The organism is Enterococcus sp. AZ062 (genome assembly GCF_051715065.1).
GTDB lineage: Bacteria > Bacillota > Bacilli > Lactobacillales > Enterococcaceae > Enterococcus_B > Enterococcus_B mundtii.
In genome coordinates this window covers 2,739,877-2,761,394 of sequence record NZ_JBIOTB010000001.1, presented here as the reverse complement: position 1 = coordinate 2,761,394, position 21,518 = coordinate 2,739,877, and the positions used below count along the sequence as shown (strand labels likewise).

Sequence of the window (21,518 nt, the reverse complement as noted above, 5' to 3'; positions counted from 1 at the left end):
TTTCATTTGTGAAGCGACTAGAATAAAATAGGCGTTAAAGTAGTTTAGAAAAAGTGAAGGAGCGCTCTCTTGAACAAACATTTAGATAAGCTTTCAACCAAACAACAAAAAATTTTACGAATCACTACTCTGGGGGTAGTAACAGTCTTAGTGATACTTATAAGCAATTTGTATTTACAATGGTGCCAGAATAATCTTTCAGTTGATTTAGCCTTGAAATTTGCTTTTTCATGGCACACAGAAAAATTTTTACTTGCTTGTTTCGTATTACTTACTGTCTTCTTATTTATGGTCGCTTTCGCGGGTTCTTACTTATTTGGTCTGCTTTTTTATCTCGTAAGTATCGGTATATTAGGTTTTGCGAATTACTTGAAAATGAGCTATCGTCAAGAACCAATCTATCCAGATGACTTAAAGATGATCACAGAGTTCAATTTACTCAAAGACATGACCGGAACACCGATTTTTATTGGGCTGATGCTAGTAGCGGCACTTGCCTTTGGGGGAGTAGTCTGGGCGATTGTCCGTAGTTTCAAAAAAGATCGAATATTCCAAATCTATCGTATCTTGACTTTAGTCATGACCGTTGCAATGATGGGTTATTTCAGTAACTTCAATAATCCCAATAATTTGTTGCGTAAAGCTTATAATCAAACGGCTTTGTGGATTCCTTATAGTCAAAAAATGAATTATTATAATACAGGATTCATTGGTGGCTTTTTGTACAATCTAAAAGTTGAACCGATGGAACGACCAGAAGGTTATTCAAAAGAAAAAATCAATGAAATCACTGAAAAATATCAAGCAATCGCAGACGAAAAAAATCAAACGGCAAGTGATGAGCAGCCAAATATCATTTATGTGATGAGTGAAAGCTTTTCTGATCCAAGTCATCTAAATGGTGTCACGGTGACCGGTGATCCCTTAGCTGATTATCGTGAAGTGGCAAATCAAACTTATAGTGGCCGAATGCTTTCGCAAAATTATGGTGGTGGAACAGCAAATATTGAATTTGAAGCCTTAACGGGTCTATCCATGGCACTATTCAATGGTCAAATGACCACACCATATACGATGCTCGTTCCCAAGCTGGATCAATTACCATCGCTTGTTTCCACGCTTAATGCACAAAACTATCGAACAACGGCGATCCATCCTTATAATACATCGATGTATAAACGTGAAGATGTCTATCAAACGCTAGGGTTTGATACGTTTATCAGCGAGGGAAATATGACTTACACCGATACTATTGATAATAATCCATATATTTCAGATGAGTCTGCCTATAAAGAAATTTTAGACTTATTAAAAGATGAGGAAACGCCTCAGTTTGTCCATCTGGTCACGATGCAGACCCATATGCCTTATGCAGGCAAGTATTCGCAATTAGATTTTTCGGCTACAACAGAAGATGATACTGGAACAGACACACTCAACAATTATTTGCAAGATATTGCTTATAGTAGTCAAGCATTGAAAGCATTCACTGAAGCGCTGAAAGATACTCCAAGAAGAACGCTAGTCGTTTTTTGGGGAGATCATTTACCGGGGATCTATTCGGACGAGATCAAAAATAAAAATGAGAAACAAGCCTTACATCAGACAGAGTTTCTCATGTTCGATACAGCAGGTGAGTTAGAGAAACGTGAAACCAGCGATGCAGTCACTAGCCCTTTTTATTTTGCAGCGAATCTTTTAGAACAAACGAATCAAAAGACCACTGGTTTTTATCAATTACTGCTTGAAATGGAGTCGGCTATTCCCGCGTTCGAACGAGAACTGTATTTTCAAAATGGCCAATGGGGAAAAGAAGCTCAGTTGAATCAGGCACAAGAGGAAGTATACGAGGCGTATCGCTTGATCCAATATGATCTAGTTTCAGGAGAACAATATAGTTTAGATGCAGGATTTTATGAAAAATAAACGATAAAAATAACATTTTATTGATGTAATGACTTGTTTTCTACTAGAATAAACAGGTAAAATAGAGAAAGAAAAAGAAGAAAGTAGGAAAACCTATGTTACCGAATCTCGGTTATTACGTGCAGACAGTCGATAAAATCGTGAAAGAAACAGAAGCAATCGGCGAAACGATGCACCCAAAATATGAAAAAATCAGAGAAGCAATCGATCAAAAGAAAACAGCTGAACTAACGCAAGCCGAGCTTGTTGAGACGGTTGAGTTATTTGACCAAGGTACTGAAAAATATCGTAATATGCTAAAGAAAATCAGTACGTTGCGTCCACCAGCCAAAGTAATGGGTATCCATAAGAACTTTGAAAAAGCCTACAAAAATTATGTAGCTGGTTGTGAAGAAATGACTCAAAGCATCCAACCAGAAAAAGGCATCGATGCTGAACAATTTGATGCGTCAGAAGCAAAACAAGACCAAGCGACAGATGATATTTCCGCAGCGATCCAAAAAATGACTAACTTATTGATGAAATAATCAAAAAGCCGAGACGACTGAGAATAGGTTTCCTATTCTCGATCATCTCGGCTTTTCATTTATTCTTGTTGCTTTTCTTCATAAAGAGAAGAAATCGTAGTGTACCATTCAAAAATGTGAGAAATCAATACTTTCGCTGCGGCATAGACAGGTATCCCTAAAATCACACCGACCACACCAAATAATTTTCCAGATGTTAATAGGACAAGTAAAATCGTCACTGGATGGATCGACAACTGATTGCCAAGTACAAGTGGCGAGATCAAACGGCCTTCGATGGTTTGCTCTAAGGCGAAAACGATCAATACTTTGACCAACATGATTGGTCCTGCAACGATGGCTAAAAATACCGCAGGGATCATCGCTAAAAATGAGCCTAAGTAAGGGATCAAGTTCAAGAAACCGGCAATGATTCCTAAAGTGACAGCATAATCTAACCCAATGATTGCAAATCCGATCATGAACATCACCGCAACTGCGAAAGCCACAGTCAACTGTCCACGAATATAAGAAGAGACTTGGTTGTTCATCTCACCTAAGACTTTTAACGTAGGCACTCTCATACGAGTGGGTAAGAACTTGACCAAATAAGGTGCTAATTGTTTTCCATCTTTCAACAGATAAAACAAAATAAACGGCATCGTCAATACGGCAACAACGATCGTAGCCACAGCGCCAACAAAACTACCTAAGCTTTGAACGGTGCTTTTCGATAGATTTTGTAAAATATCGCCAGCAGAATTCATAAATTGATCGCCTGTATTTTCCAGTTGCTCTCTGAATTGACTGAATAGTGGATCACGAAAAATTTCGGTTAACTTGTCATCGATGGTCTCAACGTATTGTGGAAAATTGCTGACAAAGCTGACGGTTTGTTCTTGGATTTTCGGAATGATCACTACACTTCCCCAGACGATCAAAGCGACTACAAGTATAAATAAACCGATGATGCTGTAGAGCCTTGGAATCTTTTTCTTTTCAAAATAATCGACGACAGGATTCATCAGGTAATATAAGATACCTGATAGAATGATCGGTAAACCAACGATTGCTAGAAACTGCCAAATTGGTTCAAAAAGATAAGAAACTTTTGTAAACAAAAAAACGATCAGTAAGACCAAAAGAACGACTAATAAAGCCGTGACTACTTGATTATTCAAAAACCAACGCCAAAACCATGAAACAGGTTTGATTTTTCTCTTTTTATCCTCTTCCATTAGTTCACCTGCTTATAATCGATGGTCGTGCCAACAGCGATTTCTGGTAGTTGATAGGGGGACAAATAGATTCCATTGACGATTCTGTCACCTGCTGGTGGTTCTTCAAAAACTAGAGTCACATGACCAACCGTTGTTAAGTTTTCATTGGCCAAAGGACCAACATGTTCGATAGTATATTCTTGCTGATCAAAAGAAATTTGATCACCTTGATTAAGTGAAAAATTCTCTTTTGTACTAAATTCTTGAATGATCGTATAGTCACGCAACGCGGATGTTGCCGACTGATCGAATAAAATCAGCATAGGTTCCTCTGAATTGATTGCTGAGGTGCCAATTTCTGATATCGTTGCTTGAGTCATCTCATTTCTCTCCTTTACTCCTAAAAAATCAATGATTCTATGGTTACAAAAACAGTATAACATATTCTCTTTGATTAACGTCATGAATGGATGTATGATAGAATAAATTAGAATTCTTAATTTGAGGAGGATCAAAATGATAAAAAAAATCATTCTAGGAACATATACAAGACGAAAAAGTGAAGGGATTTATCAAATCGAATTAGATACAGATAAAGGAACTTTAGAGAATCTAACATTAGTTGCTAAAGAAAATAGCCCAACGTATGTGGCAAAAAGTCAGGCAGGCAATCTGTATTCAGTAACCAGTGTTGATGGCTTAGGTGGGGTAGCTGCATATGATGATTCTTACAATTTTTTGAATGCGGTAACAGAAGCAGGCGCACCTTTGTGTTACGTGACAGTCGATGAGCAACGCCAACTGGTTTATGGAGCAAATTATCATAAAGGGGAAGTCAATGTTTACCGTATCACTGAAGACGGTAGTTTAGAGGCGACAGACGCAGTCTTTCACCAAGAACCGACTGGTCCACACAAAAACCAAGATCATGCCCATGTCCATTACACAGACTTAACACCTGACCAACGATTAGCGGTCTGTGATTTAGGAACTGATCGTGTGTACACATATGATGTAGATGAAAATGGTAAGTTAGCTTTAAAAGCTGTATTAGAAGTAGAGCCAGGAACCGGTCCACGTCATTTAGTTTTTCATCCTAATAATCAATTCGCCTATTTGTTTGGTGAGTTAGACAGTACAGTTCGTGTTCTTTCCTATGATAAAAAAACAGGCGAATTCAAAGAAGTACAAAAAATCAGTACATTGCCTGAAGGATTCACCGAAGAAAATGGTGGTGCCGCCATCCGTATTTCAAACGATGGACGTTTTGTCTACGCATCAAATCGGGGACATAATTCGATTGCTGTATTTGCTGTGAATGAAGAAGGTTCACATGTAGAACACGTACAAACAATCTCAACTGAAGGAGATTTCCCAAGAGATTTCGCCTTAGATCCAGAAAATGATTACGTGGTATCTGCCAACCAGAATACGGATAATCTTACCTTGTATAAACGTGATGCTACAACTGGAGAATTGACATTGATCCAAAAAGACATCTATGCACCTGAGTGTGTCTGTGTTTACTTTGATTAAGGAGTAGTGACATGAATAAAGAAGAAGTGTTAGACCGTTTACGTGAAGAATTAGAGATTCCGTTTTTTCAAGGAAAAATCGAAGACAAAGAGTATAGTGAAGAAGAATACCAAAAGATCAAAAATGATTTGATCCAGTATTTTGATGACTATGTTCGTAATGTTGAAAATTAAAGAAGGAAATATAGCCTAGAGTAAAATGATTTCTATCTTATCTTGAACCAACACGCTAGCATGCCAAAGCTGTTTAGTGGGATAAAAATGGGGGACGTATGAAAGAGTTGAAAATGATTTTTAGTGCGTTTCTTTTGTCGCTACTTTTAAACTGGGGCTTATCCTATCTATTAAATCGTCCATTCAAATGGTGGATTACTTTAGGTATGTTCATAGGATTCTCCATTGCTTATTTAGTTGGTTCAAGAAAGAGTTCAAAAAACAAATAGATGTTTTTTGAACTCTTTCTTTTATTAACATCTGATTTCAACCAAAGTTTATTTTGCGTAAGACTATAGTAATATTCCTTGAAATTAAGAGAAGGAGCAACAGTAAATGAGTCATCTAAGATGGTTTTCTGGTGGAAACGATCGACGTAATAGAGCAGAAACAATCATTAATGAATTGATAGCTGATTTAGCGTTAGACCTTGGAAATGAATCTCTTAGAGAGGTTTTACACGCTTATCTAGAAAAATTACAAAATGATGGAGCATCAGTGCCGTTCATTCTAAGCCGTATGAATTTAGATATATCCAATGCATTGAAAAAAGCTGGTGTATCTCTCAACGAGCATCAATCCGAAAAGCTACATGAACTGATGGCTATTTCTAGTATTAGATATGGTTATTAATTACTTTAAGCGTCGCCGAACAGCCACTTTACAACAAATAAAAAAGGATTTCACGAACATTCGCAATGAATGTTTAGTGAAATCCTTTTTTATTTTCTCAATATTTTTAGAGAAATGTTTATCTAATAGTGACTAGAAGTCTTTACCAAATGCAGTTGCTTTATCTAAAGCAGCTTGCATCAATTCTTCTGCACGATCAGGTGTATAGTCGATTCCCTCGATAAATAATTGGTCGACTTGTTCGATGCCGACAAAGTTCAAGATTGCTTTTACATATTGAGAAGCAAAATCTTGTCCATTGTAGATTCCGCCGTTTGATTGGATGTGTAGTGCTTTCTTACCAGTAACTAAGCCAACAGGACCGTTTTCAGTATACTTGAAAGTTTTACCAGCAACATTGACTGTATCAAACCAAGCTTTTAATTTTGTAGGAATGTTCAAATTCCATAAAGCATTGGCAATAACGATTTTATCTGCTGCTAGGAATTGCTCTGTCAATTCGTTGAAACGAGCAATTTTTTGTTGTTGGTTTTCAGATAGACTAGAGAAATCTGCACCTGCACGAAGCGCTTCCCATCCAGAAAGCAATTCTTCATCAATTTCTGGGATATCATCACGATAAAGGTCTAAAACAGTTACCTCGTCGCTTGGATGATTTTCTTTGTAGCTAGTTAAAAAACTAGTTAATGCGTTAACTGAACGTGATTCTTGTGCAGTTAATGGATGTCCTTTGATTACTAATACTGATGCCATAATCTCTCTCCTTTAGTCGTAATTGTTAACTTTACTGCTAACAATACCAGTTTACTTGAAACAGAAAAGGCTATCAAGTATTTTTACTGATAAAAAGTAAGTTATTTTCCAGTACGATCAAAGAGGACTAGTTAATTCACGATTTTCAAATAGTTTCATGTTGTCAACGACATAAGTCGCTTGCAGACCATTTTCTATTAGGTAACTAGTAACTTCTTGTGCTAAATGATTCGCTGCCCCAACAATATAATACTGTTTTTTTGTATCAAGATTATTTAATTGAGCGGATAAACTGGTAATAGGAATGGATATTGAATGACTTAAATGTTTTTTTATATACTCGTTCGTTTTACGGACATCTAAGATCACTATATCCTTTTTTTGATAGACGAAATAGAGTTCGTGGACGGTGATTGATTTGTTCATGGCATTCTTCCTTTTTATATAATGATCCTATTTTAGATGCATAGAATAGTAGAAACAAATCTTTTTACTCGATTTATTCTTTTTTTAATAATTATGAAAAAAGAATGTAAATGACTTGCAAAACAATCGGATGGTGTTATAATGACAAGGTGTCATATGACAGAGTGTCATTTTTATGTGGGGAGGAATCAACGATGCCGACACAGACTTTTTTTCATCTACCTGAAGAAAAACAGCAAAGACTTTTAGAAGCTGCCAGGGTCGAATTTTCAAGAGTGCCATTGAATGAAGCTTCGATTGCACAAATCGTGAAACTTGCGGGGATCTCTAGAGGTAGTTTTTATCAATATTTTGAAGATAAAGAAGATCTTTATTTTTATTATTTTGAAACCGTTCGTAGTGATAGTACAAAAAATATGATCCAACTAATCAAAGAATCGAACGGAGACTTATTTATCGGTTTTGAACTTTATTTTGGGAAAATGATTCGAGATATTCTAGAAGGTGAAAATGCCGCGTTTTACAAACATCTTTTTATGCACATGGATTACCGTGCCTCACGAAAAGTCGTGCCGCATCCACAAGGACATCGTCCATCACCACATAAAAATCATAAAAAAGCGTCCAAAGAGTTGATTGGTTTGATTGATCGTTCCAATCTTAGAGTAAAAGATGACCATGAAATGGAATTATTGTTTCAGTTAGTCATGAGTACACTATTTACAACGATTGCTCATGCCTATAAATCATTTTCAGCCTCTGAGGAGTATTCTGTTGAACAAGCCATTGCAGAATTCAATCTAAAACTGTCATGGATAAAAAATGGCGCTTATAAATAGAAAGAAGGGGAACGAATGCTAAAAATTGTCAAACGAATTTCATTGACCTCAGCAATCGCTGCAACGGTTTTTATGATTATTCAAGTGTTAGCAGATCTTTATTTGCCAACGTTAACATCTAATATTATTGACAAAGGCGTAGCAAAAGGTGATGTCGACTATATTTGGCAGACGGGATTTGTCATGATCGGATTTTCTTTGATCAGTATTTTAGCCGCCATTGCCAATACGTTTTTTGCTACACGAGAATCTCAAAAGTTAGGAAAACAATTACGAACAGAAGTCTATCAAAAAGCCGAAAATTTGACGAAAGACAAATTCGACAAGTACGGAACAGCTTCATTGATCACTCGTACAACGAATGATGTGACGCAGATCCAATTGGTGATGCAAATGTTTTTACGGATGATGATCAATGCGCCGATCACTCTTGTTGGGGCAAGTATCCTTGCTTATCAAAAGGACCATCAACTGACAAGGATTTTCTTAGTCGTGATTCCTGTCATGATCATTTTGATCGGTGGTATCATGTATTTTGCTGTTCCGCTATTCAAGAGTATGCAAAAGAAAACGGACCGCTTAAACCTTGTTTTTCGTGAAGGATTAACCGGTGTACGTGTCATCAGAGCGTTTGACAAAACACGTTTTGAGGAAAATCGTTTTGATTTAGCGAATAAGGATTATACAAATACGGCAATCAAAGTCAACACGATCGTTGCATTGATGATGCCAATGATGACGTTGATCATGAGTGGGACGAACGTAGCGATCACATGGTTTGGTGGGCACTACATAGCGGATATGACCTTAGAGGTCGGAAATCTGATTGCTTTCATGACTTATGCGATGCAAATTTTGATTAGTTTCATGATGTTATCAGCGATCTTTATCATGGTTCCTCGTGCCCAAGCTTCGGCTGATCGGATCAATGAAGTACTTGAAGAAGACGCAGGTATCGTTGACCCAGAACAACCAGAAACGGTTGCTTTAGCTGGAAAAGACGCAAGTTTGTCATTCAAACAGGTGAATTACCGTTACCACGGTGCAGAAAAACTAGCGTTGGAAGATATCAACTTTGAAGCTTCATCCGGCGATATCGTAGCTATCATTGGTGGTACTGGCTCAGGAAAAACGACTTTAGTGAATCTGATCCCACGTTTGTATGATATTGAATCGGGCGAGATCGCGATCAATGGAACGAGCATCACTGATATGACGCAATATAACTTGCGTGAATTGATGGGATTTGTTCCCCAAAAAGCTGTCCTTTTTTCTGGAACGATTCGTGAGAATATGCAATATGGGAAAGAAGACGCAACAGATGAGATGATTTGGAAAGCATTAGAGATCGCCCAAGCAAAAGACTTTGTTTCTGAAATGGAAGATGGTTTAGATAGTCATGTCGAACAAGGTGGCGGAAATTTCTCTGGTGGACAAAGACAGCGATTAGCTATTGCGCGTGCCTTAGTAAAAGAAGCCGACATCTATGTCTTTGATGATTCATTCTCAGCACTAGACTTCAAAACAGATGCGAAACTCCGTCAAGCACTAAAAGAAAATATGACAGAAAGTATCACCGTTTTAGTGGCGCAACGAGTAAGTACCGTCATGGATGCAGATACGATCTTAGTATTAGATGAAGGAAAACTTGTTGGAAAAGGAACGCATAAAGAATTACTAGCAACAAATGAAACATACAAAGAAATCGTCAACTCACAATTGAGAGAGGAGGATTTAGCATGAGTAAAGGAAACAATCGATCTCCTCAAGGACCAATGGGTGGGGGACCAGGACGTAACATTGGTGCTAAAGGAGAAAAACCAAAAAACTTTTGGGGCACTGTTCGTCGGTTATTCGGCTATATGTCTAAGCGTTTAGTAGCGATCATTGCTGTATTTGTCTTAGCGATTGCAGCTGTCGTCTTCCAAATCCAGACACCAAAAGTATTAGGGAAAGCAACCACAGAAATTTTTAACGGTGTGATGCTTGGCGCAAGACAAATGCAAGAAGGGCAACAAGTCACTAAATTCCCAATCGATTTTGACAAAATTGGTCAAATCATTGCGACAGTGATTGTTATGTACTTGATTTCTGCCGTGTTCAACTTCTTGCAACAGTTCATTATGACTCGCGTATCGCAACGTACGGTATATGAGTTAAGACATGATTTAGAGACAAAAATGAATCGTGTGCCGATCTCTTATTATGATACACATACGAATGGGGATATCATGTCTCGAGCAATCAACGATATGGATAATATCGCCAGCACGTTACAACAAAACTTGACTCAATTTGTCACAAGTGCGGTCACACTGATCGGGGTCATCGTTATGATGCTATCCATCAGCTGGCAACTGACATTAGTGGCGTTGTTGATGATTCCATTGAGCTTGATCATCGTGATGATCATTGCACCGAAATCACAAGTTTTCTTTGCGGATCAACAAAAGAGTTTAGGATTATTGAACAACCAAGTCGAAGAAACCTATGCTGGACATACGATCGTCCAAACGTTCAACCATACAGCAAAAGACCAAGCAGTTTTTGAGATTGAAAACCAAAATTTATATGCCTCTGGTTGGAAAGCGCAGTTTATTTCTGCAATCATCATGCCATTGATGAACTTCGTCAAAAATCTAGGGTACGTCTTTGTGGCTGTACTTGGTGGGATCAAAGTAGCCAATGGGAATATGGCATTAGGGGATGTGCAAGCATTCTTACAATATACGACGCAATTTTCTCAACCAATCACACAATTGGCAAGCTTGATGAATACGATCCAATCAACAGTCGCTTCGGCTGAACGTGTCTTTGAAGTCTTAGACGAAGAAGAGATGACCAATGAAAAATCTGGTTTACCAGTCGAAGAAAATACACCGTACAAAGTTCGTTTTGAAAATGTGCAGTTTGGTTATACGCCAGGTCACTTATTGATGAAAGATTTCAATTTGGATGTGAAGCCAGGTGAAATGGTCGCTATTGTTGGTCCGACTGGGGCTGGTAAAACGACTTTGATCAATCTGTTGGAACGTTTTTATGATGTTTCAGGCGGGAGCATCCGCTATGACGGTGTTGATACGAGAGATGTTTCTCGTGATGTATTACGTGCACAATTTTCAATGGTACTTCAAGATACATGGTTATTTACTGGAACGATCTATGACAATATCAAGTATGGAAATGATGATGCGACGGATGAACAAGTGATCGAAGCTGCGAAAGCTGCCCATGTCGATGAATTTGTCCGCAAATTACCTGATGGGTATGATACGATCTTAAATGAAGATGCAAGTAATATCTCACAAGGTCAACGTCAATTGATTACAATTGCCCGAGCATTCTTAGCAAATCCAGATGTCTTGATCTTGGATGAAGCAACCTCAAGTGTCGATACTCGTACGGAGATCTTGATTCAAAAAGCGATGAACCGTTTATTGAAAAATCGTACAAGTTTTGTAGTTGCGCATCGCTTATCAACGATTCGTGATGCGGATAATATTATCGTGATGAACCAAGGATCGATCGTTGAAACAGGAAACCATGATACGCTCATGGAAAAAGATGGGTTCTATGCTGATCTGTATAATAGTCAGTTTACAGAAGAAGCTTCATAATAAGATAAAATAAGTTATAATAATCTTTATAGGATTATGGGAAAGCGGCGTTTAAAAAAATAAAAAAGTTTTATCAAAGATTCGCCGCTTTTCTTACATATAGAATGATTTTCTCTTCCCATTCTGATAATTAGCTAAAAAATAAGACAATCTAAGAATTAATTCAACAAAAAATAAGATATTGCTTGAAAGAAAAGAGAAGCATCGTTAAAATAAAGCTTAACGTAGAGGGGAGCAAGAAATTATGAAAGTTTTTGATTTGGGGTCTACTACTTATTTGAAAAGTATTGCGATACGTGTAAAAGACCGTGATAAAATGATCGAGTTTTATAGAGACACGATCGGTTTCGATTTAAAGAGAGAAGAAAATGAATTAGCGATTTTCGGTACAGTAGAAAATGACAGCGAGATGTTATTATTAGAGGAAAGTCCACGAGCAAATGATCACTTTGGGGAAATCAAAAAGCTCAATCGCTTTTCTTTGATCATTCCAACATTAGAAGAAATGGCAGATATGCTGTATCGCATTCGCCAAACGAATCAAACGATCGAAGAAGCACTGGAAAGTGATGGCAGAATCGGTATTTTAATGAAAGATCCTGAAGGCAATATGTTAGAGATCTATCATGAAGAGACTCACACTTCACAACAACAAGCGGTGGAACAATTAGACCAAGAAGCGCTATTAAGACAATCAAATGAACGCTTTAAGAAATTGTCTGCTGGTACTTATTTCCAAAAAGTCCACCTAAATGTACTAGATATGGAAAAGGAACGAGAATTTTTATCAGAGCTTTTAGGTCTGACTGTGCATAAAGAGGAAGAGAAAGAATTTATCTTGAATAAAGGTGATTTTCATGTAGGACTGACTCAAGCTGAGAGTCCAGTGATTGCCTTACCGACTGATGAAATCTTAGGATTAGACTTTTTGAAATTTGTTGTTGATCCAGAAAGTATGCAACGTCTGATTGCACATTTGAACACAGAAACGATCGATTTTTACATTGACAAAAAACAAAAAGTTTTGACTTTGTATGATGCAATTGGCATCGAATGGTGGTTCGTGGACGAAACAAAAGCAACTAATGTTATCCAATGAACAGTGGCTAGGATCAGTCGATTGCTCGACCGTTGGAAAAAGCAGGAAAAGTTCAGCTGATGCTGAAAGTTTCCTGCTTTTTTATGTCAGCCACTAAATACTGGGATAAATGAGAAAAACAATTGATTCTTATGGAAGAAAGAATTATGCTTGGGGAGCAAACAAGCATATCCAGAGATAAATAAGGAGAAACTATGTACGCTAAAACGAAAGAATATATACTAAAAAAAATGAATGAGGGATATTATCCAGGGGTCGTCGCTGCTTTTATGAAAGAGGATCAGATTGAAAAAGTGATCGCAGGTGATGCGCAGATCATTCCTACAATCAGACCAATGACCGAAGATTTGCTCTTTGATGCAGCCTCCCTGACAAAAGTGATTGCAACGACAAGCCTTGTCTTGCGATTGATCGAAGACGGGAAAGTTGAATTAGATGAACCTTTGCATACGTACTTGCCGACTTTTGAGAATCAAACGATCACGATTCGCCACTTATTGACACATACCTCAGACATCCAGACATTTATTCCTGATCGAGATCATCTATCACAAACAGAATTGATTGAAGCTTATTTGAAACTTCAACCAGGCGATCAATTAGGAATCGAAGTTCGCTATACGGATGCAGGCACGATTCTTTTAGGATTGATGTTAGAGGAGATTTTCCAGGAAGAGGCGGTCGAGCTTTTTGAAGAGCAAGTACTAGCACCGTTAGGAATGATGAATAGCTTATTCTTACCACGTCCTTCAGAACGGATCGTTCCGACTGAACAACTTCCTTCTGGTGAGGTGATCCATGGCTTGACACATGATCCAAAAGCACGAGTGTTAGCAGAACATGCAGGTAATGCTGGTCTATTTATTGATCTTGCGGATTGTGAGAAGTTTGTCCGGATGTATCTTCAATACGGAAAGTTAGATTCTGGTCATTTTTTGGAAGAGACAACTATCCGTTCCTTATTGGCTGATCATACGCCAACTGGTAAAGGTGGTCGCTCACTCGGATGGGATTTAAAACAAGATAAAAAGGATGGCCATCCATTACTATTCCATACAGGCTATACAGGGACATTTCTATTGATCGACCCAATCGATCAAGAAGCGTTCATTTTTCTATCCAATCGCCTGCATCCAAACGATCATCGTGAAGAATATCTAAAATGTCGGGATGAAATCATTGAAATTTATTTACAAGAGAAAGCGTTACACTGAAAATAATGCTATAATAGCAATTGAAAATTGAGAGGAGTTTGACGTATGCAAGAACCATTATTTTTAAAACCTGTTTTTCAAGAAAAAATCTGGGGAGGCAGTCGCTTACGTACTGTTTTTGGCTTTGATATCCCAAATGATAAAATTGGGGAAGATTGGGCGATCAGTGCGCATCCTCATGGCGTGAGTGTCGTTGAAAATGGCCCATTCAAAGGCTGGAAACTAGATGATCTATGGAAAGAACATAAAGAATTATTCGACCATCCAACAGAACCAGTTTTTCCGTTATTGATCAAAATCTTAGATGCAGAAGATGATCTATCTGTTCAAGTTCATCCAGATGATGCTTATGGTATGGCACATGAAGGAGAGCTAGGAAAAACAGAGTGCTGGTACATCATTGATGCCGAACCAGGTGCAGAGATCATCTATGGTCATCATGCAAAAACACGTGAAGAATTAGCCGAAATGATCCAAGATAGTCGCTGGGATGACTTATTGAAAAAAGTTCCTGTCAAAAAAGGTGATTTTTTCTACGTACCAAGTGGAACGATCCATGCAATTGGGAAAGGGATCATGATTTTAGAAACACAACAAAGTTCAGACACAACTTATCGTGTTTATGATTATGATCGCAAAGACGACCAAGGAAACACTCGGGAATTACACATCCAACAATCAGTCGACGTAACAACAGTACCAGCAAAAGCTCCTGAATTACAGATCAAAGAGATCCGTCAAGGGAACTCTTCGATCGTCACTTACGTAGAAACAGAATTTTTCAACGTCTACGAGTGGGACATCAAAGGGATCACATCCTTTAAAAAACAAGCACCGTATACATTGATGACAGTTATTGATGGTGCGGGAGAATTGGTGATAGGTAACCAAACCTACTCACTAGAAAAAGGAACAAGTGCGATCTTACCAAGCGATATCACGGAGTGGAAAGTTCAAGGAGAACTTTCGATCATCGCTTCTGAGCCAGGAGTTAAATAATTAAGATAAACTGTTGCTGATAGGTTCAGCGATAACAATAAAGCGTACCAACCGAAAATGGACTTGCTATTTTTGGTTGGCGCTTTTTTTTGTGTCTGGGACATTAGTCCTCTTGTACCACCTAAAACCGAATAAACGGCGGGAACAGAAGTAACCTCATCGGAAATAAGGCGCCATCCACAAAAATTTGAAAAACAATTTTCGTGGATGGCGCCTTATTTCTCGAGGCTGAACACTTCTGTCCCGACCTCAGTGATATAAGAACAAAGAAGGTACCAATTACAGTTAGTTTTATCGATGAAAAGTTGCTTGTTGAAATCACTTACAAAATATGTTATATTCTTCTCGTAGAGTTAAAACGTTTTAATAGAACGTTAAAATGATTTTCTTGTTAAAGGAGAGGGAAAACGATGAATACTGTTACAGTTATCGGAAGCATCAATTTAGATCGAACCATCCGTGTGACTTATATGCCAAAACCTGGAGAAACGATCCATACGAAAGAAACTTTTTCAGCTGGTGGAGGAAAAGGAGCCAACCAAGCGGTTGCTGCTAGACGTTCGGAGGCAAAAACTTACTTTATTGGTGGCGTGGGTAAAGACGAAGCAGGAAAAACGATGACAGAATTACTTGAACAAGAAGAAATTGATTTATCTGGTGTAGCGACATTAGAAAATCAAGCGACTGGACAAGCGTATATCATTGTTGATGACCAAGGTGAAAATAGTATCATGATCCATGCTGGTGCAAACAATGCGTTTACCGTAGCACAAGTACAAGAAAATAAAACAATCATCCAAAAAAGTGATTTTATTATTGCTCAGTTTGAAAGCGCTATAGAACCGACGATCGAAGCATTCAAAATCGCTCGAGAAGCTGGCGTGAAAACGATCTTGAATCCGGCACCGGCGCTAGAAAATGTTCCTGACGAGTTATTAGCAGTAACGGATATGATCATTCCAAATGAAACAGAAACGGAGATCTTAACAGGCATTACTATTACCGATGAAAAAAGTCTAAAAGAGGCGGCACAAGTCTTTCATGGATTAGGTATTGAAGCGGTGATCATCACGATCGGAAGTAAAGGCGCTTATTATGATATTGCTGACGGCGCTAGTGGGATCGTACCAGCTTTTAAAGTGCATGCAGTGGATACAACGGCTGCTGGCGATACCTTTATTGGTGCGATGAGCAGTGTATTAGCCAAAGACTTCAGCAACCTAGAAGAAGCGATCCGTTATGGCAATAAAGCCTCTTCTGTGACTGTTCAACGTTTTGGTGCACAGCCTTCTATTCCGTATAAACATGAATTAATCTGATTGAGGAAAGGATGAACAAATAATGAAAAAAACGAAAGTAATCAATTCTGATATCTCACGAGTGATTGCACAAATGGGACATTTTGATAAATTGAGTATTGGAGATGCAGGAATGCCTGTACCTATGACCACTGAAAAAATCGATTTAGCAGTCACGCAAGGGGTTCCTAGCTTTATGGAAGTCTTACGCAATGTGTTGTCAGAATTAGAGGTGCAACGTATTTATCTAGCAGAGGAAATCAAAAAAGAGAATCCTGACATTCTTTTAGAAATCCAAAAAGAAATGTCGGAGACACCGATCACGTTTATTCCGCATAGTGAAATGAAAACTGAGTTAAACAATTGTCACGCATTTATTCGCACAGGTGAGATGACTCCTTATGCGAATATCTTGTTAGAAAGTGGCGTCGTATTCTAAAAAAGGAGATGTAATAAATGAATGCAACAGCATTATTGATCGGATTAGGACCATTACTAGGTTGGGGACTTTATCCAACGATTGCTTCGAAGATCGGTGGACGTCCTGTGAACCAGATTTTAGGATCAACAATAGGAACTTTGATATTCGCACTTATTTTTGCCCTGATCAATGGTATGGGATTGCCATCTGGAATGGATCTTGTCTTTTCTATTCTTTCCGGTGTGGGCTGGGCGACTGCTCAAATCATTACTTTTCAATCCTTCACACTGATTGGCTCGTCACGTGCAATGCCTATCACCACAGCTTTTCAATTACTTGGGGCTTCATTATGGGGTGTTTTTGCGCTAGGCAATTGGCCAGGAACGACAGCGAAGATTCTTGGTGGATTAGCATTGATCTTGATTATTTTAGGCGCATGGATGACTGTTTGGACTGAGAAAAAAACCAAAGAAAATAGCAGTTTACTGAAAAAAGCGGTTTTATTATTAGCAGTCGGAGAGATTGGGTATTGGGCATATTCCGCCGCACCTCAAGCAACAACCATCGACGGAATGCACGCTTTCTTGCCACAAGCAATGGGGATGGTCTTAGTGGCGATCATCTACACCGCTGTATTAAGTATGAAAGGGCATGAAAAATCAGCATTTACGGAAGTTGTTTCTTATAAACAAATTTTTTCTGGCTTCTTTTTTGCCTTTGCTGCATTGACCTATTTGATTTCTGCACAACCAAATATGAATGGTTTGGCAACGGGCTTCATCCTATCGCAAACTTCTGTTGTTCTAGCAACCTTGACTGGTATCTGGTTCTTAGGACAAAAGAAAACGAAAAAAGAAATGACGGTCACAATCATTGGCTTGGTCCTTATCTTAGCTGCCGCAACGATGACTGTTTTGATATAAGATATTTTGTTAGAAGCGTTATTTTAAAAAATTGGGAAGTAACTGCGGTTACTTGCCCAATTTTTTTTGTGGAAAATAGATAACGGAAACTGTTAGAATAGAGCTATCTGAAAAAAAGCATAAGCGCAGTCTGCTGAAGTAGAAAGGGCAGGTGATCAACGTGGGGGAGAATTTGAATGCGCTTCCTGCTGATGCAGTGGCGAAATTAACCTGGTTTCGTCAATTACTACATTATTTCAAACAAATGATCATGCCAAATCTAAGTATTTTTATTGCTTGGGGTTTGTTATCGATTGTATCAAATATCGTATCAGGTGATTTGCATCAAACGCTTGCACATGTCAGTGATTGGCTGATTTATCTGTTATTGCCTATTTTGATCAGTTACTCTGGAGCAAAGATTTTTGATCAAAAAGCAGCTGTAGCAGGTGGGATTGCTGTCATCGGTATGATAGTAGTTTCTGATCTTCCACAACTATTCGGAGCGATGATCATCGGTTTGATCACGGGAGGTATTTTTCACTGGGTGGATCGTTGGTTGACGCCGAAAATCAAACCTGGCTATGAGATGTTGCTGAATAACTTGATGATCGGTCTAATCGGTGGGGTTGTCTGTCTGTTAGGCATACTGGTCATCCAACCAATTGTTGAAGGTAGTTTGTCTTATGTTGGACGCTTTGTTTATTGGCTCATTGAACAACATTTGTTACCAGTGGTCAGTTTAGTGTTGGAACCGTTAAAGGTCTTATTTTTGAATAATGTCATCAATCACGGCATCTTGACACCTTTAGGAATGGAGATGACACAACATGCGGGGCATTCGATCTTATTTTTGATGGAAGCCAATCCTGGGCCAGGAATAGGGATTTTAAGTGCGTTCTTGTTTGCTGCTGATCGAGAAAAAAGTGTCAAAGCAGGTGGAGCATTGATGATCCAAGCTGTCGGAGGAATCCATGAGATTTATTTTCCTTTTGTCTTGATGCAACCTGCGCTTTTTTTTGCCGTTATGATTGGAGGAGCCACAGGAACGTTTGTGTTCCAACTGTTTGCTAGTGGGTTGAATGCTCCGGTTTCACCAGGTTCATTGGTGATTATTTTAGGGAATACACCCCCTTCACAATTAGTAGGTGTCATTTTAGGTATTATTCTCAGTGCGCTTGCTACGTTTATTTGTGCCATACTGTTATTGAGAAAAACGAAACCTGTGGAATCGATCCTCCCAGAAAGGAGCCAACTGATGAATCATGAAGCGGTCAACCAAATCATCTTTGCTTGCGATGCCGGGATGGGTTCTAGTGCAATGGGCGCAGCCATTTTGAAGAAAAAACTGCATGCGCAAGGGATAGATATACCTATAAGCTATACCTCTATTTATAGTCTGAAGAATCATCAGAAACAATTGGTGATCGTACAAAGTGCCTTTCAATCTTTAGCACAAGAAAAAGCCAAAGAGAGTCAGATCATTGCTGTCGAACATTTTTTAGAAGTTGAGTCGTATCTACCATTGATCAAGCAGCAACTTCATGAAATAAACAGTGAACCTCAGATCAAAAAGCAACAAGAGGTTAAACAACCTAGAACCAGAGTTGTGTTTTTATACCAAGGAAATCGCCGAGGCTCACAAACGATGGGAATGACGATTTTAATGAAGCTAGCCAAGGAATATCAGGTCGATCTATCAGTAGAAAAAACAGCCATTGAAGACCTAGTACCCGAAAAAGAAGTGGTATATCTTGCGAATGAAAGAATGGCAAAGACGTATCAACTGGAACAACAAGTGGAGCATTTGTTGATCATTGATCATTTTGTCAGTACCAAAGCCTATCTATCATTAGTAAAGGAAGTGGACTAAGATGTATTTGTCACCAAGGGAAAAAGAATTATTGACAGAACTCATCAATAGTCCAGCACCCGTTTCTATACAAAAAATGGTCAATGTTTTACGTGTCAGCAAACGGACTGTATACCGCGAGTTGGAGCAATTAGAACGATCGCTCAAGGAAGTAAATGCTTCGCTGAAAAAAATAACCCGCGGATCATTTATGATTGAAGCGACACCTGAAACAATGACACAACTGCGCCAACTACTGAACGAAAAAGAGATGGAATTATCGACAACTGAAAGGCAACATGCAATTTTATTAGAGCTGTTACTCACGAAAGAACCATTGTCTTTAAGTTATTTTTTAGAAAAGTATTTGATTAGTAACACGACTTTTTATGCTGATATCAAGCAACTCGAAACCAGTATGGAACAGCTACCATTATCTATCACTCGTAACCGTGGTTATGAAATCACTGGACCGGAAAAATACCGAAGATTGCTGATCGCAAATATCTTAGAGTTGGAGATCAATGCGTATGAAATATTTCACTTGCTGGAATTTGATACGACAACGAATTTCTTTTTTCAATTTATCACGACAGATAGTTTATTACTGGCGCGTCAAGTGGTACGAGAAGAATTGATCCAGCAAAAGAAAGAATTAAGTGACCGGAAACTGGAACATTTAGTCCTGATACTCAGCATCACGATCGACCGTGTCAAAAAAAATCACGTGCTGACGAATGAAACCTACACTGGACTAGTGAATAAAGAGTTATTACGTATCGCCAAAGCTTTATTTTCTAAAATCGCTAAGGAAACGCAACAACTTTATCCCGTCAATGAGATCGTCTTTTTTGCTAGTCTATTAAATGACTTCTCGAATTCCTTCGATCAGGATTTCTTTGAAGAAACATTTGATACGCAACTCGCTTATCTTGTGAAACAGTTGATCCAAGTAGTGAGTGAAGCAACAAATAATCCATTCTACCAAGATGAAACACTCTACAAAATGTTGTTGACCCATTTATCAGGAGTATTCTCTCGAGCAGTACTTCAAGAAGAACAATTAACTAATCCAATTTTAGAAAAAATCATGGTTCAGTATCAAGAGATCGCCCAAGCCATCCGTCAAGGAATCGAGCAGATTTTTCAAGAAAAGAAACTATCCGAAGAAGAAATTGCTTATATGGTTCTTCACTTTGCGAACTCGTTAGAAAAAACACCAAAGGACAGCACGATCAAAATCGCTGGTTTTTCACCTAGTGGCTTAGCTTCGACAAGTATGCTTGAGTTAAAACTAAAGAGATACTTCCCATTTGTTCAACATATCCATTTTTATCGAATTGCTGATTTAAAGAAAATCAATTTAGAAGAAGAGTATGATCTCGTCATTTCTACCTCGATCTTAAGTGGCTATGAGGGGAAATATCTATTAGTTTCACCATTACTTCTTGAGGAAGAAATTAAACAATTAAAAGCAGAATTTGCTCGTTTGACAGCACATCGAACGGAGCATATCCGGTTAGCTGATCAACCTTCTGTTATCGAAGATACTTATGAAGAAACGGTGTTGATGATGAGTAAAATCAATCAGCTACTCCAGTATTTCTTCATTCAAGAATTAGACAATCCAACGACAGTAGAAGCTACGTTGAAGGATATTTTCGACTATTTACCTACAGGGGTGGTCCAAGATAAAGAAAAAGTCTATCAGCGTTTAATGAAAAGATATCAACAAGCGCCGATCGGGTTACCTCATACCAACATGGGGCTTTTCCATACCTCTAGTTCTGAGATCACGGAACCTTTATTCTGTATTTTTCAATTGAAGCAAGTATTGGAGATCGAGGGAATGGACAAAACGAAAGTTGATTTATCAAGAATGTTAGTGATGCTAGCACCTTCCCCTATTGACGAAGCTACTGGAAAATTACTTGGAAAAATAAGTGGTGCATTGATCATGAATGATTTGAATACTGAGATTTTTCGATCAGGAAATGAGGCAATCATCTATCAGTTGTTATCTAAAATTTTGATCGATGAAATAAAAAAATAAAGGGGGCTCTAT

20 protein-coding genes are annotated in these 21,518 nt (G+C 38.3%); 16 read left to right on the top strand and 4 right to left on the bottom strand.

Annotated features, from left to right (window positions below):
• Positions 1-69: 69 nt before the first annotated feature.
• Together IGJ00_RS12900 and IGJ00_RS12895 are read left to right on the top strand one after the other, a co-directional pair.
• Positions 70-1,926: an LTA synthase family protein gene (locus IGJ00_RS12900; protein WP_438844513.1), complete on the top strand. Its 1,857-nt coding sequence runs from the start codon at positions 70-72 to the stop codon at positions 1,924-1,926.
• Positions 1,927-2,021: 95 nt separating this feature from the next.
• Positions 2,022-2,453, top strand: coding sequence for a hypothetical protein (locus IGJ00_RS12895; protein WP_019723602.1), 432 nt, complete (start codon positions 2,022-2,024; stop codon positions 2,451-2,453).
• A gap of 59 nt (positions 2,454-2,512) precedes the next feature.
• Here IGJ00_RS12895 and IGJ00_RS12890 read toward each other — a convergent pair whose 3' ends face one another.
• Complete coding sequence (locus IGJ00_RS12890) at positions 2,513-3,670, bottom strand: AI-2E family transporter (RefSeq protein ID WP_142433738.1); 1,158 nt, start codon at positions 3,668-3,670, stop codon at positions 2,513-2,515.
• Positions 3,670-4,032 (bottom strand): PTS glucitol/sorbitol transporter subunit IIA, encoded by a 363-nt coding sequence (locus IGJ00_RS12885; RefSeq protein ID WP_071867845.1) that lies wholly within the window; start codon positions 4,030-4,032, stop codon positions 3,670-3,672. Before IGJ00_RS12885 ends, IGJ00_RS12890 begins: the two co-directional genes overlap by 1 nt.
• A gap of 136 nt (positions 4,033-4,168) precedes the next feature.
• Here IGJ00_RS12885 and IGJ00_RS12880 point away from each other — a divergent pair, with 136 nt between their 5' ends.
• The 3 genes from IGJ00_RS12880 to IGJ00_RS12870 all read left to right on the top strand — a co-directional run bounded on the left by IGJ00_RS12880 (position 4,169) and on the right by IGJ00_RS12870 (position 6,033).
• The gene (locus tag IGJ00_RS12880; protein WP_438844512.1) at positions 4,169-5,188 is read left to right on the top strand and encodes a lactonase family protein; all 1,020 of its coding nucleotides are present in this window, start codon (positions 4,169-4,171) and stop codon (positions 5,186-5,188) included.
• Positions 5,189-5,199: 11 nt separating this feature from the next.
• Positions 5,200-5,361, top strand: a complete 162-nt coding sequence (locus tag IGJ00_RS12875) for a hypothetical protein (RefSeq protein ID WP_019724465.1) — start codon at positions 5,200-5,202, stop codon at positions 5,359-5,361.
• 375 nt (positions 5,362-5,736) lie between these two features.
• Positions 5,737-6,033, top strand: coding sequence for a bacteriocin immunity protein (locus IGJ00_RS12870; RefSeq protein WP_438844511.1), 297 nt, complete (start codon positions 5,737-5,739; stop codon positions 6,031-6,033).
• 132 nt (positions 6,034-6,165) lie between these two features.
• On the opposite strand, the gene IGJ00_RS12865 is transcribed toward IGJ00_RS12870, so the two are convergent.
• Together IGJ00_RS12865 and IGJ00_RS12860 are read right to left on the bottom strand one after the other, a co-directional pair.
• Positions 6,166-6,786 carry an NAD(P)H-dependent oxidoreductase gene (locus tag IGJ00_RS12865; RefSeq protein WP_115358240.1) on the bottom strand — a complete coding sequence of 207 codons (621 nt, stop codon included), beginning with the start codon at positions 6,784-6,786 and terminating at the stop codon, positions 6,166-6,168.
• A gap of 117 nt (positions 6,787-6,903) precedes the next feature.
• A complete protein-coding gene (locus IGJ00_RS12860) occupies positions 6,904-7,212 on the bottom strand; it encodes a rhodanese-like domain-containing protein (protein WP_115358239.1) in 309 nt (102 codons plus the stop codon).
• A gap of 194 nt (positions 7,213-7,406) precedes the next feature.
• On the opposite strand from IGJ00_RS12860, the gene IGJ00_RS12855 reads away from it, so the two are divergent.
• The 11 genes from IGJ00_RS12855 to IGJ00_RS12805 all read left to right on the top strand — a co-directional run bounded on the left by IGJ00_RS12855 (position 7,407) and on the right by IGJ00_RS12805 (position 21,506).
• On the top strand, positions 7,407-8,051 hold the full coding sequence (locus IGJ00_RS12855) for a TetR/AcrR family transcriptional regulator (protein ID WP_438844510.1): 645 nt from the start codon (positions 7,407-7,409) through the stop codon (positions 8,049-8,051).
• Positions 8,052-8,066: 15 nt separating this feature from the next.
• Complete coding sequence (locus IGJ00_RS12850) at positions 8,067-9,794, top strand: ABC transporter ATP-binding protein (RefSeq protein WP_071867850.1); 1,728 nt, start codon at positions 8,067-8,069, stop codon at positions 9,792-9,794.
• Positions 9,791-11,668 (top strand): ABC transporter ATP-binding protein, encoded by a 1,878-nt coding sequence (locus tag IGJ00_RS12845; RefSeq protein WP_438844509.1) that lies wholly within the window; start codon positions 9,791-9,793, stop codon positions 11,666-11,668. The genes IGJ00_RS12850 and IGJ00_RS12845 overlap by 4 nt, the downstream gene beginning before the upstream one ends.
• Positions 11,669-11,912: 244 nt before the next feature.
• Positions 11,913-12,767 carry a VOC family protein gene (locus IGJ00_RS12840; protein WP_438844508.1) on the top strand — a complete coding sequence of 285 codons (855 nt, stop codon included), beginning with the start codon at positions 11,913-11,915 and terminating at the stop codon, positions 12,765-12,767.
• A 194-nt stretch (positions 12,768-12,961) separates the two neighbouring features.
• Positions 12,962-13,981: a serine hydrolase domain-containing protein gene (locus IGJ00_RS12835; protein ID WP_071867853.1), complete on the top strand. Its 1,020-nt coding sequence runs from the start codon at positions 12,962-12,964 to the stop codon at positions 13,979-13,981.
• A gap of 45 nt (positions 13,982-14,026) precedes the next feature.
• The gene (manA, locus tag IGJ00_RS12830) at positions 14,027-14,980 is read left to right on the top strand and encodes a mannose-6-phosphate isomerase, class I (RefSeq protein WP_438844507.1); all 954 of its coding nucleotides are present in this window, start codon (positions 14,027-14,029) and stop codon (positions 14,978-14,980) included.
• A gap of 410 nt (positions 14,981-15,390) precedes the next feature.
• Entirely contained in the window at positions 15,391-16,299 is a 909-nt protein-coding gene (gene rbsK / locus IGJ00_RS12825; RefSeq protein ID WP_023520292.1) for a ribokinase, read from the top strand.
• A gap of 22 nt (positions 16,300-16,321) precedes the next feature.
• Positions 16,322-16,717 carry a D-ribose pyranase gene (gene rbsD, locus IGJ00_RS12820; RefSeq protein ID WP_438844506.1) on the top strand — a complete coding sequence of 132 codons (396 nt, stop codon included), beginning with the start codon at positions 16,322-16,324 and terminating at the stop codon, positions 16,715-16,717.
• A gap of 17 nt (positions 16,718-16,734) precedes the next feature.
• Positions 16,735-17,622, top strand: coding sequence for a ribose/proton symporter RbsU (gene rbsU, locus IGJ00_RS12815; RefSeq protein WP_438844505.1), 888 nt, complete (start codon positions 16,735-16,737; stop codon positions 17,620-17,622).
• Between the two features lie 244 nt (positions 17,623-17,866).
• Positions 17,867-19,474, top strand: coding sequence for a PTS transporter subunit EIIC (locus tag IGJ00_RS12810; protein ID WP_438844587.1), 1,608 nt, complete (start codon positions 17,867-17,869; stop codon positions 19,472-19,474).
• Between the two features lies 1 nt (position 19,475).
• The gene (locus tag IGJ00_RS12805; protein WP_438844504.1) at positions 19,476-21,506 is read left to right on the top strand and encodes a BglG family transcription antiterminator; all 2,031 of its coding nucleotides are present in this window, start codon (positions 19,476-19,478) and stop codon (positions 21,504-21,506) included.
• Positions 21,507-21,518: the final 12 nt, after the last annotated feature.